Here is a 16,818-nt window from a genome sequence, read left to right on the forward strand (position 1 = left end):
ACAACCTTATCCATCCGTGCCGCGGTCGTAGATGCGGCCGGTCAACCAGGCTGGCCAGTCCCGCTCGAAGAAGGATCTGGCGTTCTCGTCGAAGCTGCGGTTTGGACGTGTGGAAAGCCTGATCTCACTGCCATTCAGCCGGACGATAATCTGCTCTTCCCGGTGTGCCTGACGTTCCTTTCGGAAGCGATAGTCCTGTAACGGCCCTGAGCGCGCCAGCGGAAGAGATTCGCCTTCCCGATCGCATATCGCCCGAGCCCCGCGGCTGCCGCCGCCATTGCGAATGAAGAAATCGAGCGCGCTGAGCACCGCTTCCGAAGCAAGCGCCATATGCCGCCACTGCACGCCGCGAACCGCCTCCGCTGCTCGACCGTAGGCGACGCCGTTATCGCGAATTTCAGCATTCAGCTTGCGCGCTTCGATCAAGCCCCGGCCTACGCTTTCTTGATCACAGAGGATGCCAGCCTTGTCGCTCATTCGCGCCTGCACTTGCGAACGGATCGATTTGACGGTGAGCGGGCTCTCGGTCCGAAGGCCGGCAAGGATTTCGGCAATGCCTGCCTCTGCCATGGCGCCTATATCCTCGGTGGCGGCCCTCTTCGCCCGACCGCTCGCGCCGATGTGCTCGGCCGCTCGGGTGCCGAAGACCTGCCCGGCATTGAGCGCTGCTCCGCCTGGCCTCGTCACGCCATGTGTGCCCGCTGCTTCTCCGACCGCGTAGCAGCCCTTAAGATTGCTACGGCCCCAGATGTCAACCATGATGCCGCCGTTCATGTGCTGATTGTTGACGGCGAATTCCAGCGGCTCCTCGGCGATATCGATCTTGTAGCGGCGGTAGAGCTCGATCGCGAGCGGGTTCATATGCTTCAACCGATCGATCGGCATGTCCTGGCCGGCGCCGGCCTTGCCGAGATAGAGACGGACGTCGTCATCCAGTCTTTCCAGGCTGAACGAAAGGTCCCCCGGCACAGGCAGCGGATTGCGATTGAAGTCCATGAAGACGCGCCGTCCCTCGGCGGTCTCCCTGAAGATGGCCAGATCGACCAGGCTCGAGCCGAAATCGAGCATGCGCGTCGCGTGAAATGGCCACTGATAGCCCTTGCGAAAGACGTTCGAAGCCAGCTCCTGCGTGCTGCGGTAGTATTCTGCCAGGAAATGGTGCTCGGCACCTTCGGAATCGAGTGAGTAGATATGCGGGATCGCCTGGACGTATGTGCCTGACAGATTCCATGGGAACCCTTCCCTGCGTGTTCCGATGCCAAACTGGCTTTCGGTCAGGTTGACGAGCTCGACGCCGGCCTCCAGCGCCAATCCGAGAGAGCCGAAGCAGCCGTTGGGATAAACGCTGTCGCGATAGAGTTCGCCCGGCCCGCCGGCGGCGAGCACGATCACCCCACTGACGAACAGCGCGATGCCCAGCGGGTTCTCCTCCCTGCGGTCACTGGCGCGCATCGCGACTATCCCGACGACGTGGCCGTCTGCGCCATCGCCCTCGGTGAGGATCTTTACCGCGATCGTCTGGTTGTAAAACGGCACTCCGAGCCGGATCGCCTCCTCGGCCAGCACCTTGACCATCAGGCGCGAGGTGCGCGGTCCGCAACTGGTGGCGCGGCCGACCTCGTCGTGATCGGTCTGATATCTAAGCGTCCCGCCGAGCGGATCCTGAGGCAGCGGCAGGCCTAAGAACTGGAGCGACGCCATCATCCGTGACGAGCCCACCGCCTCGACATAAGCCGTGTCCTCGTCCATGGCGCCGCCGCTGCGGATGGCGCGCGCCATCGCCTTGTAATTGTCGCCCTGATCCGCCGTGTTTGCCGTGTGCAGGGTCTGCTTGTCCGATCCTGAACAGGCCGAGGTTCCGCCCCAGGCGCTCTGGCTGATGATGACGACGTCATCACCGCGCCGCTTCAATTCCACTGCCGCCCGCAGACCCGCCGCGCCGGATCCGACGACGACGCAGCCGGATCGATAGATCGGCACCTCGACGCCGGCGAGCCCGATCACTTCCGAGGGGGCGGCCTCAGGTGGGAGCCGTGGCATGTCGATATCGGTCAGCGCGTCAAGAATTTCCTGGGGAACATCTATGGCCATCGGCGTTCAATCCAGCGGGATGTCGACCCAGCGCTTCTGGCGGGAGGACTCCATGCACGCGTCGACGATCTGGCAGATATGGTGGCCGGTATCGAATGTCGGCCACATCGGTCTGTTGGTAACGATCGAGCGGATCACCTCGGCTACCTCGATGATCTTGCTTTCATTGTAGCCCAGGCCGAAATTTGGCAGAGGAAGGAAAGCCCTGAAAGTGGGGTTCTCAGGACCCACGTCGATCTCGCGAAAGCCGCGCCGCCCCGTCCGGTCGTCGTCGGAGTAGAAGCGCAGCCGGTTTATCTCGTCATAGGTATAGGCGATGCTGCCTTTCGTTCCATAGATTTCGTAGGTCTGCATGAACTTGCGGCCGGTCGCGACACGGCTGAAATCGACGATCCCGCCGGCACCGTTCTCGAACCGGCACAGCAGGTTCGTCGCATCGGGGTTGGTGATATCAGCCCAGGACTCATTACCTGACAGTTTCACCTGCTCGCCATAGGCAAGGCCCTCGACGACAGGCCGGCGCGGCGTAACAATGAGATTGTCGGCGATCAGGGAGCTGACGCGGCCAACCAGGAAATCCATGAAGCTGAAGATGTGCGAGCCGGTATCACCGACGATCCCGGTCGGCGCGAGCTTTCCATCCGCTCGCCACATGAAGGGCGCGTTCGGATCGCCATACATGTCGACGTGCTGGCAGCCGCGGAACAGCTTGATCTCGCCGATTTCGCCGGATTGAATGATGTCTTTCGCCAGATCATGGACGGGATTCCGCGGAAAGGCGTGTCCGACGCGGGTAATGACACCCTTTTCCCTGGCGATCTCGGCCAGTTCCCGCGCTTCGGCGGCGGTGTTTGCCAATGGCTTCTCACAGTAGACATGTTTGCCGGCCAGCAAGGCCGCCTTGGCCACGGGGTAGTGAAGATGGTCGGGCAGGCAGATATCGATCAGATCGACGCCAGGATCAGCGACCGCGAGGTTCCAGTCCTGAAGAATCCTGGCGCCCGGCGCTCTCTGCGAAAGATCCTCGGCTACCTTAGGATTGCCTTCGACGAGAGCGACGATCCGCGCCGTTCCGTCCGACACTCCAAAGAAATGCGGAAAGGTCTGATAGGCCATCGTGTGGACCTTTCCCATCCAGCCCGAGGCGCCAAGCACTGCAACTCTGACTTCAGACATTGTCGTCCCTCCTCTCGATACGGTTTACCGGATTTCGGCGCGGGCCCTGGGCCTCGCATCGTTGCGTTCGTAGGCGAAGATGGTGGGGGCAAGTGCCGGCAAGCCCCGAACGAGGTCCGAGCCTTTTTCGCCGACCATGATCGTCGGCGCGTTGGTATTGCATGACGGCACGCGCGGCATGACGGATGAATCGCAGACCCTAAGGCCTTCCAGGCCATGGACCTTGAGATCAAGCCCGACAACCGCGTTTGGCCCTATCCCCATCTTGCAGGTGCCCACCGGATGATGGTCGGTCTTTGCGTTGGCGCAGCCGTAGTCGAAAAGCTGATCGTCGGTCATGACCTTCGGTCCGGGAAGCCTTTCGGCCATGACATAAGGCTTCAGTGCCGCCTGCTGCATGATCTCGCGCGCGATCTTCAGCCCTTCCAGGGACATCGTCCGGTCATGGGGATCGGACCAGTAGTTGGGATCGATCAATGGAGCGGCAGCCGAGTCGGAGGATGACAGACGCACTGTCCCCCGCGAGCGTGGATGCAGATAGGCGGAGTTAAGGGTCACGCCGGCATTCTTGAGCCGCTCGACACCCGCTTCGATGCCCGATCCGAGGCCGAGGTGGAACTGGATATCAGGAGAACGAGCCTCGGGATCGGCATACCAGAAGCCGCCGGTCTCGAAGAGCGACGAGGCGACCGGTCCTGTGCGGAACAGGACATATTGTATCCCGGCCCAAAGCGTGCGGTGGAGTTTTGCAACGCCGTCATAAGTGTGATCGCCGGTGCATTCGGCAATGACGAAAAGATCCAGATGATCCTGGAGGTTGCCGCCGACACCCGGCAGATCGTGGAGCACCTTGACGCCCACCGACTTGAGATGGTCAGCCGGTCCTATGCCGGACTGCAAAAGCAGCTTCGGCGATCCGATGGCGCCGGAGGAAACCAATACTTCGCGGTCGGCGCGAACGATCTCGGAACCGTGCGAGGTCACGATCTCGACGCCTGTCGCACGGCTTCCTTCCACGATGACACGCGCGACGCGCGCGCCGGTCCGCACCGTCAGGTTCTTCCGGTCTTTGATCGGCGAGAGATAAGCGAGCGATGCCGACGACCGGCGGCGGTTGCGCTGCGTCAGCTGATAAAATCCGACCCCCGCCTGCTGGCGTCCGTTGAAGTCGTGATTATAGGGAATGCCGAGCTCCTGCCCTGCACGGATATAGGCGTCGCAAATCGGTAACGGTGCAGCAGGCATCGAGACACCAAGCGGACCGCCATATGAGTGATAGTCGTCAGCGAAGCGCTGATTGTCCTCCGCGCGTTTGAAATAGGGAAGGATCGAACGGTAGTCCCAGCCCTCGCAACCGTCTTCACGCGCCCAAAGGTCATAATCCACCGCGTTTCCGCGCGTGTAGAGCTGCGCGTTGATGGACGAGCCGCCACCGATGACTTTCGCTTGTGTATAACGAAGCACCCGGCCTTTCATGTGTTTCTGGGGAACGGTTTCCCATCCCCAACTGGCGACGCCTTTGGTCATCTTGGCGAAGCCCGCGGGCATGTGAAAAAGCGGATTCCAGTCGCCTCCGCCCGCCTCAAGCAGGAGCACGCCGACGTCAGGATCTTCGCTCAGCCGATTTGCCAGCACGCATCCTGCAGGCCCGGCGCCGGTTATGATATAGTCGAAACCCATTTTTCTGTCCTATTTTGTCCGTTCGGTCCGCCAGCGCGCGCCTGATGCATGCAAATCCTTCGACGCGATGTGATCTGCCACTCTCAGCGCCTGGGCGGCGACGGTGAGCGCAGGATTGACCGCGGCCGATGTAGCGAGGAAACTGGCGTCGACGACGAAGAGGTTTTCGTGATCGTAGGAACGGCAGTACGGGTCCAACGGCGCAGTCGCGGGATCGTTTCCGATGCGGATCGTTCCGCACTGATGAGAGGGCGTGCGTTTGTCGAACGGCCTCGACAGCACAACCGGAAATCCAATCGATCGCAGGATAGTCTTCAGTCGGGCGACAAGTGCGAGATGAGCGTCCCAGTTGGTTCGCTGCCATTTGAGAACGATTCTATCGTCATCGACCATGACCCGGCTTTCGGGATTGGGAACGTCCTCGCTCATCGCGTAGAAGTCGATGGCATGGTCCGTCATGAAACGGAGAAGCCACTCCGGAGCCCGCGGCAGAGAGCCCTTGAGAACCTTTTCGGAGATGCGCCCCAGGAGCTGCACGTTGCCGAGGGGCGGCCCTCCCTCCCCGTCGGAGAGATAGAAATCGTTAAAGGCAAAGGTCTTCTGGTAGATGGAGGTGTTCCTGAATCGCGGCGAGACCCCGATGACGGCGGAAGCATTGTGGTTCATGAAGTTGCGGCCCACCTGGTCGGAAGAATTCGCCAGGCCCCTTGGGAAGCGGTCGTTTTTCGAACGCAGCAAAAGCACGGACGATTGGACCGCCCCGGCAGAAAGGATCACGATCTCAGGTGAAACAGTCACCGTCTGCCCATTCTTGACATAGGTCACCCGGTCGATCCGGCTCGCCGCTCCCGTGTCGAGCCTCGTCACGCGCGCATTGGTTTCGAGCCGCACGTTCTCGTGCTTCAGCGCCACCGCGAGCGCTGCGGTCTCGGCATCCATCTTGCCGTCCCGTGAATTCGGATGAGCATCCCAGGGCGTGCTCGCCTTGGAGAGCCAAGCGTCGAGATCCAGGCCGAGCGGCAGCGAAAAAGGATACAGGCCTTTCGCCTTGAGGCGTGCCCTGACTTCGGCGATCGGCGCCTCGTCGGGCACGGGCGGGAATTGGTAGGCAACCGAGTGATACGGTTCGGTCGGATCTTCGCCAAGACTGCCGCGGACTTGATACATCAGCTCCGCCTTCGAATACCATGGCTCCAGCTCTTCATAGGGAAAGGGCCAGGCCGGCGACACGCCTTCCCGATGTTCGATGACATCGAAATCTTCCTTGCGATAGCGCGACAAGACGGCGCCGTAGAATTTCGAATTGCCGCCGACATTGTAATAATTGCCGGGGTTGAAGGCCCTACCGTTCGCCTCGTACCAGATTTCTTTCGGTCGGAAATGTCCGCGCTGGAAGATGGCTCGCTGGTCGCGATTGACGGGGAGATCGGCGATATGATCGCCGGCTTCGAGGATCAATATCTGGGCGCCGGTCGCGGCCAGGCCGGCCGCGACCGTGGCGCCGCCGACGCCTGAACCGATGATGACGATGTCCGGTGAATTGCTCATCTTAGCGCCTGACCCTCACCCAATCCGGACCTGGCTCGCTGGATCGAAGAACACGGCCTTATCGAGATTGAAGGCAAGGCGGGTTTGTTGTCCTGGAGCGATGCCGGTATCGGCGCGCAGGCGGGCGACGACGGATTTGCCGCCGAGCTTGGTGACGGCGAAGGTGTCGGAGCCGGCCGGTTCGACCACCTCGATCAGGCAATCGCCCTCGGTCAGCGAGCGCGCCTTGCGGTCGGCGCCATCGGGATCGGTCAGCGCCTCGGGGCGGATGCCGAAGATCACCTGTCTGCCGGTATAGGCAGTCAGGCCGTGATTGCCTGAGATGACCGGGAGCCTGAGCGGAGCGGCATTCGGCCGCTCCAGCGAGACTTCGAGGCCGCCGGCGCCGTTTTCGACGGTGGCGGTCAAGAGGTTCATCGCCGGCGATCCCATGAAGTCGGCGACGAAGATGTTGGAGGGGCTGTTATAGATCTCGGCCGGCGTGCCGAACTGCTGCAGCACGCCATCCTTCAGCACGGCGATCTTGGTCGCCAGCGTCATCGCCTCGATCTGGTCATGGGTGACATAGACGAAGGTGGTGCCCATGCGCTGATGCAGCCGCTTGATCTCGGTGCGCATGTCGACGCGCAGCTTGGCGTCGAGATTGGAGAGCGGTTCGTCGAACAGGAAGACCTGCGGATTGCGCACCAGCGCCCGGCCCATGGCGACACGCTGGCGCTGGCCGCCGGACAGCTGGCTCGGCTTGCGATCGAGCAGATGGCCGATCTGCAGCATGTCGGAGACCTGGGCGATCGCCTTGGCGCGCTCCTCCTTCGGCACGCCGCGGATCTCCATGCCGAAGGCGATGTTGCCCGCCACCGTCATGTTCGGATAGAGCGCATAGGACTGGAACACCATGGCAATGTCGCGCTTGGAAGGATGCAGACCGCTGATGTCGCGCCCGTCGATCCTGATATCGCCAGAGGTGATCGTCTCCAGCCCGGCAATGGTGTTGAGCAGGGTCGACTTGCCGCAGCCGGACGGGCCGACCAGCACGAGAAAGCCGCCCTTTTCGAGTTCGAGGTCGATCCCCTTGAGAATGTCGACGGCGCCGAAACGCTTTTTGAGACCGGAGATTTCGAGGAAGGCCATGGATTACCCTTTGACAGCGCCCGCCATCAGACCGCGCACGAAGTAGCGGCCGGCGAGGATATAGACGATGAGCGTCGGCACGGCGGCGATCATCGCCGCCGCCATGTTGACATTGTATTCGACGACGCCCGTCGAGGTGTTGACGACATTGTTCAGCGCCACCGTCATCGGCATGGATTCACCGGTGCCGGCATAGGCCGAGGCAAACAGGAAGTCGTTCCAGATATTGGTGAACTGGTAGATCACCGTGACGACGATGATCGGCAGCGAGTTCGGCAGCATGATGCGGCGGAAGATCTGGAAGAAGCTGGCGCCATCGACCTGGGCGGCCCTGACCAGCTCGGTCGGAAAGGCCTCGTAGAAATTGCGGAAGAACAGCGTCGTGAAGCCCAAGCCATAGACGACATGCACGAAGACCAGATTGACCGTCGGATTGCCGAAGCCGAAGCTCAAACCCGTGGAATTCTGCAGTGTGGCGCCGAAGCGGCCGAGCGAGCCGAGGATCGTTGCCATCGGCAGCAGCACCGACTGGAACGGGATGAAGCAGGCAAACAGCATCAGCCCGAACACCAGCGTATGGCCGGGAAAGCGCCATTTGGTCAGCACATAACCGTTCAGCGCCCCCATGATGGTGGAGATTGCGACGGCCGGCACCACCATCTTGATCGAGTTCCAGAAGTAGCCCTTGATGCCGGCGCAGGTCAGCCCGACGCAGGTCTCGCCCCAGGCCTTGATCCAGGGATCGAAGGTCGGCGCTTGCGGCAGCGCCAGCATGTTGCCGTTCTGGATCTCGTCCATGGTCTTGAACGAGGTCGTCAGCATGACGAAGAGCGGCATCAGATAAAGGACGGCAAAGATCAGCAGCAGGCCATAGATGACGGTGCGGCCGATCCAGCGGGTGTTGTTGGTCCTGTTATCGCCACCCTGCGGCAAAGCTGCGGCCAAGGTCTGGGTTGAAGAGGTCACGCTGCTCATCGGGCCTTCTCCTTCAGTTCGGAATAGAGATAGGGAACGATGATCGCCGAGATCGTCATCAGCATGATGATGGCGCTGGCCGAGCCGACGGCCATTTCGTTGCGCTTGAAGGTGTATTCATACATGAAGTTGGACGGCAGCCAGGCCGAGCCGCCGGGGCCGCCGGAGGTCAACGCCACCACCAGGTCGTAGGACTTGATTGCCATATGGGCGAGCACGATGAAGGCGGAGAGGAAGATCGGCCGCAGCAGCGGAATGACGATGCGCCGATAGAGCTGGAATGGCGAGGCGCCGTCGATCTGGGCGGCCTTCATGATCTCGCCGTCGATGCCGCGCAGGCCCGCCAGGAACATCGCCATGACGAAGCCCGACGCCTGCCAGACGCCGGCAATGACGACGGTGTAGATGACGAAGTCCTTGTTCTTGATCCAGTCGAAGTGGAAGCTGGTCCAGCCAAAATGGTGCAGCGTCTGTTCCAGCCCGAGGCCGGGATCGAGGAACCATTTCCAGGCAACGCCGGTGACGATGAACGACAGCGCCATCGGGTAGAGGAAGATCGGCCGGAGCAGACCCTCGCCGCGGATCTTCTGATCGAGCAGGATGGCGAGGAGCAGGCCGAGCGCCAGGCAGATGCCGATATAGAGGAAGCCGAAGATCGCCATGTTGGTGATCGAAGTATACCAGGAGGACGGCGGATCGCTCTCGAAGGTCCAGCGCCACAGCCGCTGATAGGCGCGTGGCCCGGTCAGCGCATAGGAGGGAAAGGTCTTGGAATTGGTGAAGGAGAGATAGGCCGTCCAGACGATGAAGCCGTAGACGAAGATGATGGTGATGACGAAGCTCGGCGCCAAGACGATCTTCGGCAGCGCATCCTGCAGCCGGCCCCGCAACGAGATCGCCGTCGATTGCCGCGGCGTCAGAACCGGATCGGTGGTCGCAACGGTGCTCATGGAATATCATCTCCTCCCTGCATAATCGTCCGGGCAATCCGCCCTGCATGATCATCCCGCATGATCGGCGCGGAGCCTGAAGCTTCCCCGCGAGCATGCGGGGAAGCATTTGTCATCACACGTGGTCTCAGCGGGCGTCGTCGATCGCCTGGACGAGCTGCTTGACGGCTTCGTCGGAGGTCTTGATCTGGCCGTGGACGAACTTCGAGACGACATCCTTGTAGGCATTGGCAATCGCCGGCGGGGCGCCGTAGCCTTGCGCCAGCGAACCGAACAGCGTGCCGCCCTCGTTGGCTGCCTTCAGATCGGCGATGCCCTTCTTGCCGCAAGCGTCGAAGTCGGTATCGGGAACGTCGGTACGAGCCGGCACCGAACCCTTGACGACGTTGAAGGCCGACTGGAAGCTCTTCGACAGCGTTGCCTTCGCCAGCGCCACCTGGGCCGCCTTGCGGTCATCGGGAACGTTGAACATGCCGAACATGTCGGAGTTGTAGACCACGCTGCCGTCGGTGCCGGGGAAGCGGTAGCACAGGAAGTCGGTGTCAGGCGTCTTCTTGGCGGCGACGAATTCGCCCTTGGCCCAGTCGCCCATCACCTGCACCAGCGCATCGCCCTTGATGACCATGGCGGTCGCCAGGTTCCAGTCGCGGCCCGAGAAGTTCGGGTCGACATACTTGATGATCGTGGCGAGGTTATCGAACGACTTCTTCATCGTGTCGGACTTCAGCGATTCCTCGTCGAGGTCGTTGAAGGCCTTCTTGTAGAACTCCGGCCCGCCGGTCGACAGCACGATGGAATCGAACATCGTCGCTTCCTGCCAATTCTGGCCGCCAAGCGCCAGCGGGATGACGCCGGCGGCCTTGGCCTTGTCGAGCAGCGCGATCAGCTCGTCGAAGGTCTTCGGCTGGGTGCCGCCGATCTTGTCCATCACCGCCTTGTTGATCCACAGCCAGTTGACCGAGTGGACGTTGACCGGGGCTGCGACCCACTTGCCGTCATAGACCGAGAACTTCTGCAGGGCTGCCGGAACCGACTTGTCCCAGCCTTCCTTCTTCGCCGTCTCCGTCAGATCGCCCATGACGCCGGCCTGGGCATAATCGAGCACGGTATAACCGAGCATCTGCGAGGCCGTCGGATAAGTACCCGCCGCCACCATCGCCTTCAGCGCCGTCATCGCCGCATCGCCGCCACCGCCGGCAACCGGCACGTCCTTCCAGGCAAAACCTTCCTTCGAAAGATCCTGCTTCAAGACGTTCAGCGCCGCTGCCTCGCCGCCTGACGTCCACCAGTGCAGCATCTGCACTTCCTTGACGTCGGCGGCGTGGGCGGACACACCAGCGCCGGCCAGAGCCAATGCGATTACGGCAGTCGTAGTCAGAAACCTATTCATCGAAGAACCTCCCAGTTCCATCTTGGAAGATGCGGGACCTATTCCCGCACCGATCACCCGCCCTCCTCAGGCGTAGTTTGATTACCGGCTAAGCCGGCTTTCCGTCTGCGGCATCCACCAGCTGGTGCGCTTGCCGATATGCATGTTGAGTGTCTTGGTCTCGGTGTAATCCTCAACCGCATGGCGGCCGAGCTCGCGGCCGAGGCCGCTTTGCTTGTAACCGCCGAAGGGAAGTTCCGAGGCGCCGTCCATGAAGGTGTTCATCCAGACTGTTCCCGCCCGCACCGACCGGCCGATCGTCAGGCACGTGTCGAAATCGCGGCTCCAGACACCGGCCGACAGGCCGTAGTCGATGGAATTCGCAATCCTGATGGCTTCGGCTGACGTCTCGAATGTCAGGACCGAAAGCACCGGCCCAAAGACTTCCTCGCGCGCCACGGCCATATCGGGGGTGACCGCTTCGAGGATCGTCGGCGACATGAACTGCCCCATGCCGAGATCCAGCGTCTCGCCGCCATGCGCGACCCGGGCACCGCTGCTCCTCGCGCCGGCAACGTATCCTGATATTTTCTCCAGATGCTCAGGCGTGATGATCGCGCCGACCTGCGTCGAAGGATCGAGCGGGTCGCCGACCTTGACTGCCTTCGACAATTCGGCAATCCGCTTGACGACATCGGAAGCGATTGATTTGTGAAGGATCAACCGTGAGCCGGCATTGCAGCACTCGCCGGCATTGAAATATGCGCCGAAGACCGCGGCATCGATGAAGGCATCGAGATCGGCATCCGGCAACACGATCTGCGGGTTCTTCCCGCCCAGTTCCAACGAGACCTTCTTCAGCGTCTGTGCGGCATTCGACATCGTCAGCTTGCCGACGCCGGTCGAGCCGGTGAAGGACACCATGTCGACGTCGGGATGCGACGTCGTGATCGCGCCGACCTCTGGTCCCGTACCGGTGACAATGTTGACGACGCCATCCGGAATGCCTGCCTCCTGCAGGATCTCTCCCAGCACCAGCGTCGATCCTGAGGTCAGCTCCGAAGGCTTGACGACGGTCGTGCAACCGGCCGCCAAGGCGAATGGCAGCTTCTGGCCGACGATCAGGAACGGAAAATTCCAAGGCGTGATGATCGACACCACGCCGATCGCTTCGCGCAGCACGACGCCAAGCGTGCCGTCGCCCAGCGTGTTGTAGCTCTCTCCGTGGAGGTCACGGGCAAGCGCCGCCGCGTAGCGCCATATGTCAACGGAGCCTGCAATTTCTCCCCGCACCTGTGTGATCGGCTTTCCCGCCTCGATCGCATCGAGATATGCCAGCTCCTCTGCACGTGCCGCGATCAAATCGGCAGCCTTGAGCAGGATGGCGGAACGTTCGGAAGCGGTCATTCGGGGCCACGGCCCGAGGTCGAACGCCTTGCGTGCCGAAGCGATCGCACGCTCGGCGTCCCTCTTGCTGCCGGTCGGAAACCGGCTGACCACGACACCATGGCTTGGAGCGACACGCTCGATCGGATCGGAGGAACCAGCCTCCCATTTACCATCGATGAGCATCTTGAAATCACGCGCTTTGTGGTCGCTGAGCGCGGTGGGGTTGACGAGAACCGTCATTACCATTCTCCCTTGAACGTTGCCGGGCGCTTCTCGCTGAATGATGCGACGCCCTCCTTCAGATCGCCGGTCTTGGCGGCGAGGATCGAGCCCAGGGCTTCGACCGCGGTTCCATTGTCTTCGCCGTTTGCCGATGCGATCATCAACTTCGCGATCTCAATGGCAGCCGGCCCCCTTGCAGCAATCCGCCCAGCATATTCCCTGGCGGCGGCGAGCGCGTTCCCTGTGGGAACAACCGCGTCGACGATCCCGAGAAGGCGTGCCTCCTCGGCGGTGAATATCTCGCCGCCCAAGGCCATTCGCCGGACGGTCTGCGCCCCGAACCGGCGGACAAGACGCTGGGTTCCGGACCAGCCCGGCACCATTCCAAGGCCGGTTTCCGGCAGACCGATCTTAATCTGTTCCTCTGCGAGGCGAATGTCAGCGACCCCTGCAAGTTCAAGCCCTCCCCCGAGGGCATGGCCATTCAGAGCCGCGATCAGCGGCATCCGGAGCGTCGCCAGTCTTTCGAAGATACGGTGGCCGTGGCGAACCCAGAGATGACCGAACTCCTGAGGCAACATTCCGCCCCAGGCCTTGATATCGCCGCCGGCGGAAAAGCCCTTTCCTTCGCCGGTGAGAATGGCAGCGCGCACATTGGCGTTCGCCTCCACCTCGTCGGCTGCATCTGCCAGCGCTTTCAGCATGTCCAGGTCGAGCGCGTTCAGCTTCTCCGGACGAGAAATCGTCAGCGTCGCAACATGTCCATCGACGTCAATTCTGACCGTTCCGCTAGCCATGGAAGCTGCCCTCCAGCGTCCGTGTCTTTTTTTCTGGAAGCGACAGGCCGATGTTTGCCTCCGCAAAGAGCGCCGCGTCCATGACCTTCAGGTCGGGCGCCACGATCAGCGGAAACTCCGACTGATCCAGGATGTGGAACTGGAGATCGACGCCGGGCGCAATCTCGGTGAGGACGATACCACCAGGCGTCAGCTTCATCACGCACCGCTCGGTGACATAGGTGATCTCCTGCCCCTGCTCGATCGCGCGCCTGCCGCTGAAGGTGACATGTTCGACCTCATTCACGAGCTTCTTCAGCTTGCCTTCCTTCTCAATCAGAAGAGCTCCATCGGCGATCGAAAGCATTGCTCCGGCGTTGAACATGCCGGAGAAGACGATCTTCTTTGCCCGCGCCGTGATGTCGACGAAACCTCCGGCGCCGGCCGTCACATGCGGCCGGAAGGAGAGCTTGGAGACGTTGACCGAACCGTCTTTGCCGATCTCGAGGAAGGACAGCAGCGATGCATCGAAACCTGCACCCTGGAAATAGGTGAACTGATAGGGAGACGGCATATAGGCGTCGGCGTTGGAGGCGCAGCCAAAGGCGAAGTCGAGTAGCGGCACGCCACCGACCGCGCCCTGCTCGATGACCCAGGTGACCGCCCCGTGAAGCCCTTCCTCCAGCAGGATGCGCGGCACGTTGGCGGATATGCCGAAGCCGAGATTGACGCAGCTTCCCGCTTGCAGTTCCTGCGCGACGCGACGCGCGATGACTTTTTGGACATTGAATTCCGGAACGCTGAAGCTATCGAGCGGACGGAAGATCTCCCCGGAAATTGCCGGATCGTACCCCGTTTGCGTCGTCTGCTTCTGTTCCGGGTCGACGACCACATAATCGACCAGCATTCCAGGCACCCGGACGTCATGGGGCTTCAGCGAGCCTTCCTTGGTGATCCGTTTGACCTGTGCGATGACGATGCCGCCGTTGTTGCGTGCGGCCAGCGCCTGATCGAGGCCGCCGAGATAGGCGCCTTCATGTTCGTATGTCAGGTTGCCGCGCACGTCGGCGGTGGTGGCGCGGATGATGGCGACCTCAGGGACGATCGAGGGAAAGAACAGCCAGTCGTCGCCCTCGAAACGCACGCGCTTGACCACCGGATGCTCCGAAGCCAGCCCGTTCATCGCGCAACCCTGCCGCTCTGGATCGACGAATGTGTCGATGCCGATCTTGGTCAGGACACCCGGCCGCTTCGCGGCGGCTTCGCGATGGATGTCGAACATGATGCCGGACGGAATGTTGTAGGCCGGGATTTCGTTGTTGGTGATCATTTTCCAGATCAGCGGCGGCTCTGACGATGACGGACCGGACGGATAGGAACCACCGATGATGCGCTTGAGCAGACCCTTCTTGGCGATATGGTCGACGCCCTTGATGCCGCTCATGTCGCCGGCAGCGATAGGATGAAGGGTCGTAATATCACGGGGATGGCCGGTCGCATCGAAACGTTCGCCAATCGCCTTCAGCATGAGGTCCGGGCAGCCGAGACCGCTCGAGGAAGACACCGTTACAACAGCGCCATCCGGGATCAGCGCGGCCGCTTCGGTGGGGGTGAGATGCTTCTTCATCAGCGCTACTCAGAGTCCTGTTTCAATTTTTACGCTCCTGCGGGCTCCGCAGCTCTCGCGAACAACCAGCCGAACCGCCGTCGTCACCGCCTCCGCCTCGGCCTTTCCCGCGTTGATCTGCTTCAGAAGCAGCTGCGCACCTCGGCGCCCGATGCCCTGCGGATCGACCGAGACCGTCGTGAGCGCGGGAACCGCCGCCTGAGCCTCTATGACGTCGTCGAAACCCACGACCGCGAAGTCGGAGCCGGGTTCCAGATGGCGCGCGCGCAATCCGTCGCAAACACCGAAGGCGACGGCATCGTTGAAGCAGACGGCTGCCGTGGGTTTGTCGGCAAGAACGAGTGCTTTTCCGATCGCCTCTACCCCGCCGGCTCGCGAAGGCGCGGACGAGATGACAAGCTCTTGGTGATAGCCGAGCCCGGCTGCCTCCATGCCGCTTCGGTAACCGGCAAGGCGGTCGTCGAAGACGGCGGTATCTAGGAAGCCGCCGAGAAAAGCGATGCGCTGGTGACCGAGCTCCGCCAGGTGCTTGACCGCGGACATCATGCCCGCCTGGTTGTCGGAGACGACGGACGAGACCTTGGCGCCAGGCAGGTTTCGCACGACGACCACCACCGGAATCCCTGCTGCGACAAGCGGCTTGAAGTCTGCGGCATCGGTGGCGCGCGCCGGCGACACGATGAGCCCCGAAATGCCATGTTCCCGCATCGACGCGACAACCTCGCGCTGCCTATCGATGCTCTCGCTGGTGTTCGACAGGAACTGCACGAATCCGGCCGACTGAACGACCATATCGACGCCGACTGCCAGCTCCGCGAAGAAGCTGTTCGTCAGGTCGTTGACGACGACCCCGATGATCCTCGACTTGGCACTGGCCTGCCGAAGATTGGCGGCGCCGCGATTGTAGACATAGCCCAGCTCGCGCATCACCGCATTGACCTTGGAACGCGTCCCCTCATTGACCAGGGAGGAACCCTGAAGCACCAGCGAAACCGTCGATTTCGAGACGCCTGCGGCTTTCGCAATGTCGATGACGGTTACCCGCGCCTTTGTCATTTCCCCTCCCGACGCCAACGTCGACTGATCATTAGATATTTGGAACGTTCCAATTCTGTCAAGAGAAATTTGTACGGATTGTTATTAACTAGCTATTCCTTGGCAAATTTTGGCCTTCTCCTACCGCCGGAATCCCATCGTAGAAATTGGAACGATCTAAATATTGACCTTGGCTGAGAAGCCTATGTCGATGTTTTTTGACTGGAAAATCGTAGGTGGCGCACGACCGACAGATGCGTTGGCTGCAAAAATGTGGAAAATTCGGGCTCGTCCGTTATTTCCGTCAAAGCGACAAGACCTTCTGAGAAAAGCAGGGGGGCTTCTATTCTGTGTTGATAAACTTTGCGACAAACCCAGTGGAGGACATGGCGACATGAAACTGCGCGCCGAGTTGACCGTTCTGCCACCACGCGAACAAGCACGGCGCTTGGCAGCCGTCGCCGCGTCCTTGGTCGCACAAATCGAGCGCACCGAACCCCACGCGCCCGAAGCCGAAGCCGCCTTGGGGGCAATCCGCACTTGGGGTGATGGCGCACACCTGATGGGCCGATACTTCTCGGATCTTATCTACAGTGACGATGAGCGCGGGACGCTCCGTCGGCTCTCCGAGGCAGCCGGAAAACCCAGCGAAGACGGCTGGAACGCCCTGACGACGGCAACCATGTATGTCGCCTGGCTTGTTTACCAGGAGACCGGCGAGCCCATGCCGAGTGACGTCAACGAGGTCGGAGAGGACAGCCTTGACCTTCTGGACAAGCGACTGGCCAAACTCGGCTAAAACCAAGCGCGCGATCCCCTCTCGAAACACATCGGCTTTTACACGAATTC

The 16,818-nt window shown here is 61.4% G+C and carries 13 protein-coding genes; 1 reads left to right on the forward strand and 12 read right to left on the reverse strand.

Translation table 11 applies throughout. The annotated features are described in order from the left end of the window. Positions 1 to 6: 6 nt before the first annotated feature. From ACS4RR_RS16540 to ACS4RR_RS16595, 12 genes are all read right to left on the reverse strand, one after another. The gene (locus ACS4RR_RS16540) at positions 7 to 2,091 is read right to left on the reverse strand and encodes an FAD-dependent oxidoreductase (protein ID WP_170277886.1); all 2,085 of its coding nucleotides are present in this window, start codon (positions 2,089 to 2,091) and stop codon (positions 7 to 9) included. Positions 2,092 to 2,097: 6 nt separating this feature from the next. Continuing rightward, the gene (locus tag ACS4RR_RS16545) at positions 2,098 to 3,267 is read right to left on the reverse strand and encodes a Gfo/Idh/MocA family protein (protein ID WP_222383746.1); all 1,170 of its coding nucleotides are present in this window, start codon (positions 3,265 to 3,267) and stop codon (positions 2,098 to 2,100) included. A 24-nt stretch (positions 3,268 to 3,291) separates the two neighbouring features. Continuing rightward, positions 3,292 to 4,947 carry a GMC family oxidoreductase gene (locus ACS4RR_RS16550; protein ID WP_222383745.1) on the reverse strand — a complete coding sequence of 552 codons (1,656 nt, stop codon included), beginning with the start codon at positions 4,945 to 4,947 and terminating at the stop codon, positions 3,292 to 3,294. A gap of 9 nt (positions 4,948 to 4,956) precedes the next feature. Then, entirely contained in the window at positions 4,957 to 6,495 is a 1,539-nt protein-coding gene (locus tag ACS4RR_RS16555) for a GMC oxidoreductase (protein WP_222383744.1), read from the reverse strand. Positions 6,496 to 6,510: 15 nt separating this feature from the next. Beyond that, positions 6,511 to 7,626 carry an ABC transporter ATP-binding protein gene (locus ACS4RR_RS16560; RefSeq protein WP_260110664.1) on the reverse strand — a complete coding sequence of 372 codons (1,116 nt, stop codon included), beginning with the start codon at positions 7,624 to 7,626 and terminating at the stop codon, positions 6,511 to 6,513. A 3-nt stretch (positions 7,627 to 7,629) separates the two neighbouring features. After that, on the reverse strand, positions 7,630 to 8,601 hold the full coding sequence (locus tag ACS4RR_RS16565; protein WP_456189038.1) for a carbohydrate ABC transporter permease: 972 nt from the start codon (positions 8,599 to 8,601) through the stop codon (positions 7,630 to 7,632). After that, positions 8,598 to 9,551 (reverse strand): carbohydrate ABC transporter permease, encoded by a 954-nt coding sequence (locus tag ACS4RR_RS16570; RefSeq protein ID WP_260109481.1) that lies wholly within the window; start codon positions 9,549 to 9,551, stop codon positions 8,598 to 8,600. Before ACS4RR_RS16570 ends, ACS4RR_RS16565 begins: the two co-directional genes overlap by 4 nt. A 127-nt stretch (positions 9,552 to 9,678) precedes the next feature. After that, a complete protein-coding gene (locus tag ACS4RR_RS16575) occupies positions 9,679 to 10,941 on the reverse strand; it encodes an ABC transporter substrate-binding protein (protein ID WP_260110662.1) in 1,263 nt (420 codons plus the stop codon). A gap of 81 nt (positions 10,942 to 11,022) precedes the next feature. Then, positions 11,023 to 12,549, reverse strand: a complete 1,527-nt coding sequence (locus ACS4RR_RS16580) for an aldehyde dehydrogenase family protein (RefSeq protein WP_260110661.1) — start codon at positions 12,547 to 12,549, stop codon at positions 11,023 to 11,025. Continuing rightward, complete coding sequence (locus ACS4RR_RS16585) at positions 12,549 to 13,328, reverse strand: enoyl-CoA hydratase/isomerase family protein (RefSeq protein ID WP_222384806.1); 780 nt, start codon at positions 13,326 to 13,328, stop codon at positions 12,549 to 12,551. Before ACS4RR_RS16585 ends, ACS4RR_RS16580 begins: the two co-directional genes overlap by 1 nt. Further along, positions 13,321 to 14,934, reverse strand: a complete 1,614-nt coding sequence (locus tag ACS4RR_RS16590; protein WP_222384805.1) for an acyl CoA:acetate/3-ketoacid CoA transferase — start codon at positions 14,932 to 14,934, stop codon at positions 13,321 to 13,323. The genes ACS4RR_RS16585 and ACS4RR_RS16590 overlap by 8 nt, the downstream gene beginning before the upstream one ends. 9 nt (positions 14,935 to 14,943) lie before the next feature. Next, positions 14,944 to 15,990, reverse strand: coding sequence for a LacI family DNA-binding transcriptional regulator (locus tag ACS4RR_RS16595; RefSeq protein ID WP_260110660.1), 1,047 nt, complete (start codon positions 15,988 to 15,990; stop codon positions 14,944 to 14,946). 373 nt (positions 15,991 to 16,363) lie between these two features. Between ACS4RR_RS16595 and ACS4RR_RS16600 the strand changes: the two genes are divergently transcribed. Next, entirely contained in the window at positions 16,364 to 16,768 is a 405-nt protein-coding gene (locus tag ACS4RR_RS16600) for an Imm6 family immunity protein (protein ID WP_222384803.1), read from the forward strand. Positions 16,769 to 16,818 lie beyond the last annotated feature (50 nt).

The organism is Rhizobium zaerense (genome assembly GCF_051810725.1).
GTDB lineage: Bacteria > Pseudomonadota > Alphaproteobacteria > Rhizobiales > Rhizobiaceae > Rhizobium > Rhizobium leguminosarum_I.

Bases quoted from the DNA above. Each gene is read 5' to 3' on its own strand.
- ACS4RR_RS16540 (WP_170277886.1), bottom strand. From the start codon at position 2,091: ATGGCCATAGATGTTCCCCAGGAAATTCTTGACGCGCTGACCGATATC.
- ACS4RR_RS16545 (WP_222383746.1), bottom strand. From the start codon at position 3,267: ATGTCTGAAGTCAGAGTTGCAGTGCTTGGCGCCTCGGGCTGGATGGGA.
- ACS4RR_RS16550 (WP_222383745.1), bottom strand. From the start codon at position 4,947: ATGGGTTTCGACTATATCATAACCGGCGCCGGGCCTGCAGGATGCGTG.
- ACS4RR_RS16555 (WP_222383744.1), bottom strand. From the start codon at position 6,495: ATGAGCAATTCACCGGACATCGTCATCATCGGTTCAGGCGTCGGCGGC.
- ACS4RR_RS16560 (WP_260110664.1), bottom strand. From the start codon at position 7,626: ATGGCCTTCCTCGAAATCTCCGGTCTCAAAAAGCGTTTCGGCGCCGTC.
- ACS4RR_RS16565 (WP_456189038.1), bottom strand. From the start codon at position 8,601: ATGAGCAGCGTGACCTCTTCAACCCAGACCTTGGCCGCAGCTTTGCCG.
- ACS4RR_RS16570 (WP_260109481.1), bottom strand. From the start codon at position 9,551: ATGAGCACCGTTGCGACCACCGATCCGGTTCTGACGCCGCGGCAATCG.
- ACS4RR_RS16575 (WP_260110662.1), bottom strand. From the start codon at position 10,941: ATGAATAGGTTTCTGACTACGACTGCCGTAATCGCATTGGCTCTGGCC.
- ACS4RR_RS16580 (WP_260110661.1), bottom strand. From the start codon at position 12,549: ATGACGGTTCTCGTCAACCCCACCGCGCTCAGCGACCACAAAGCGCGT.
- ACS4RR_RS16585 (WP_222384806.1), bottom strand. From the start codon at position 13,328: ATGGCTAGCGGAACGGTCAGAATTGACGTCGATGGACATGTTGCGACG.
- ACS4RR_RS16590 (WP_222384805.1), bottom strand. From the start codon at position 14,934: ATGAAGAAGCATCTCACCCCCACCGAAGCGGCCGCGCTGATCCCGGAT.
- ACS4RR_RS16595 (WP_260110660.1), bottom strand. From the start codon at position 15,990: ATGACAAAGGCGCGGGTAACCGTCATCGACATTGCGAAAGCCGCAGGC.
- ACS4RR_RS16600 (WP_222384803.1), top strand. From the start codon at position 16,364: ATGAAACTGCGCGCCGAGTTGACCGTTCTGCCACCACGCGAACAAGCA.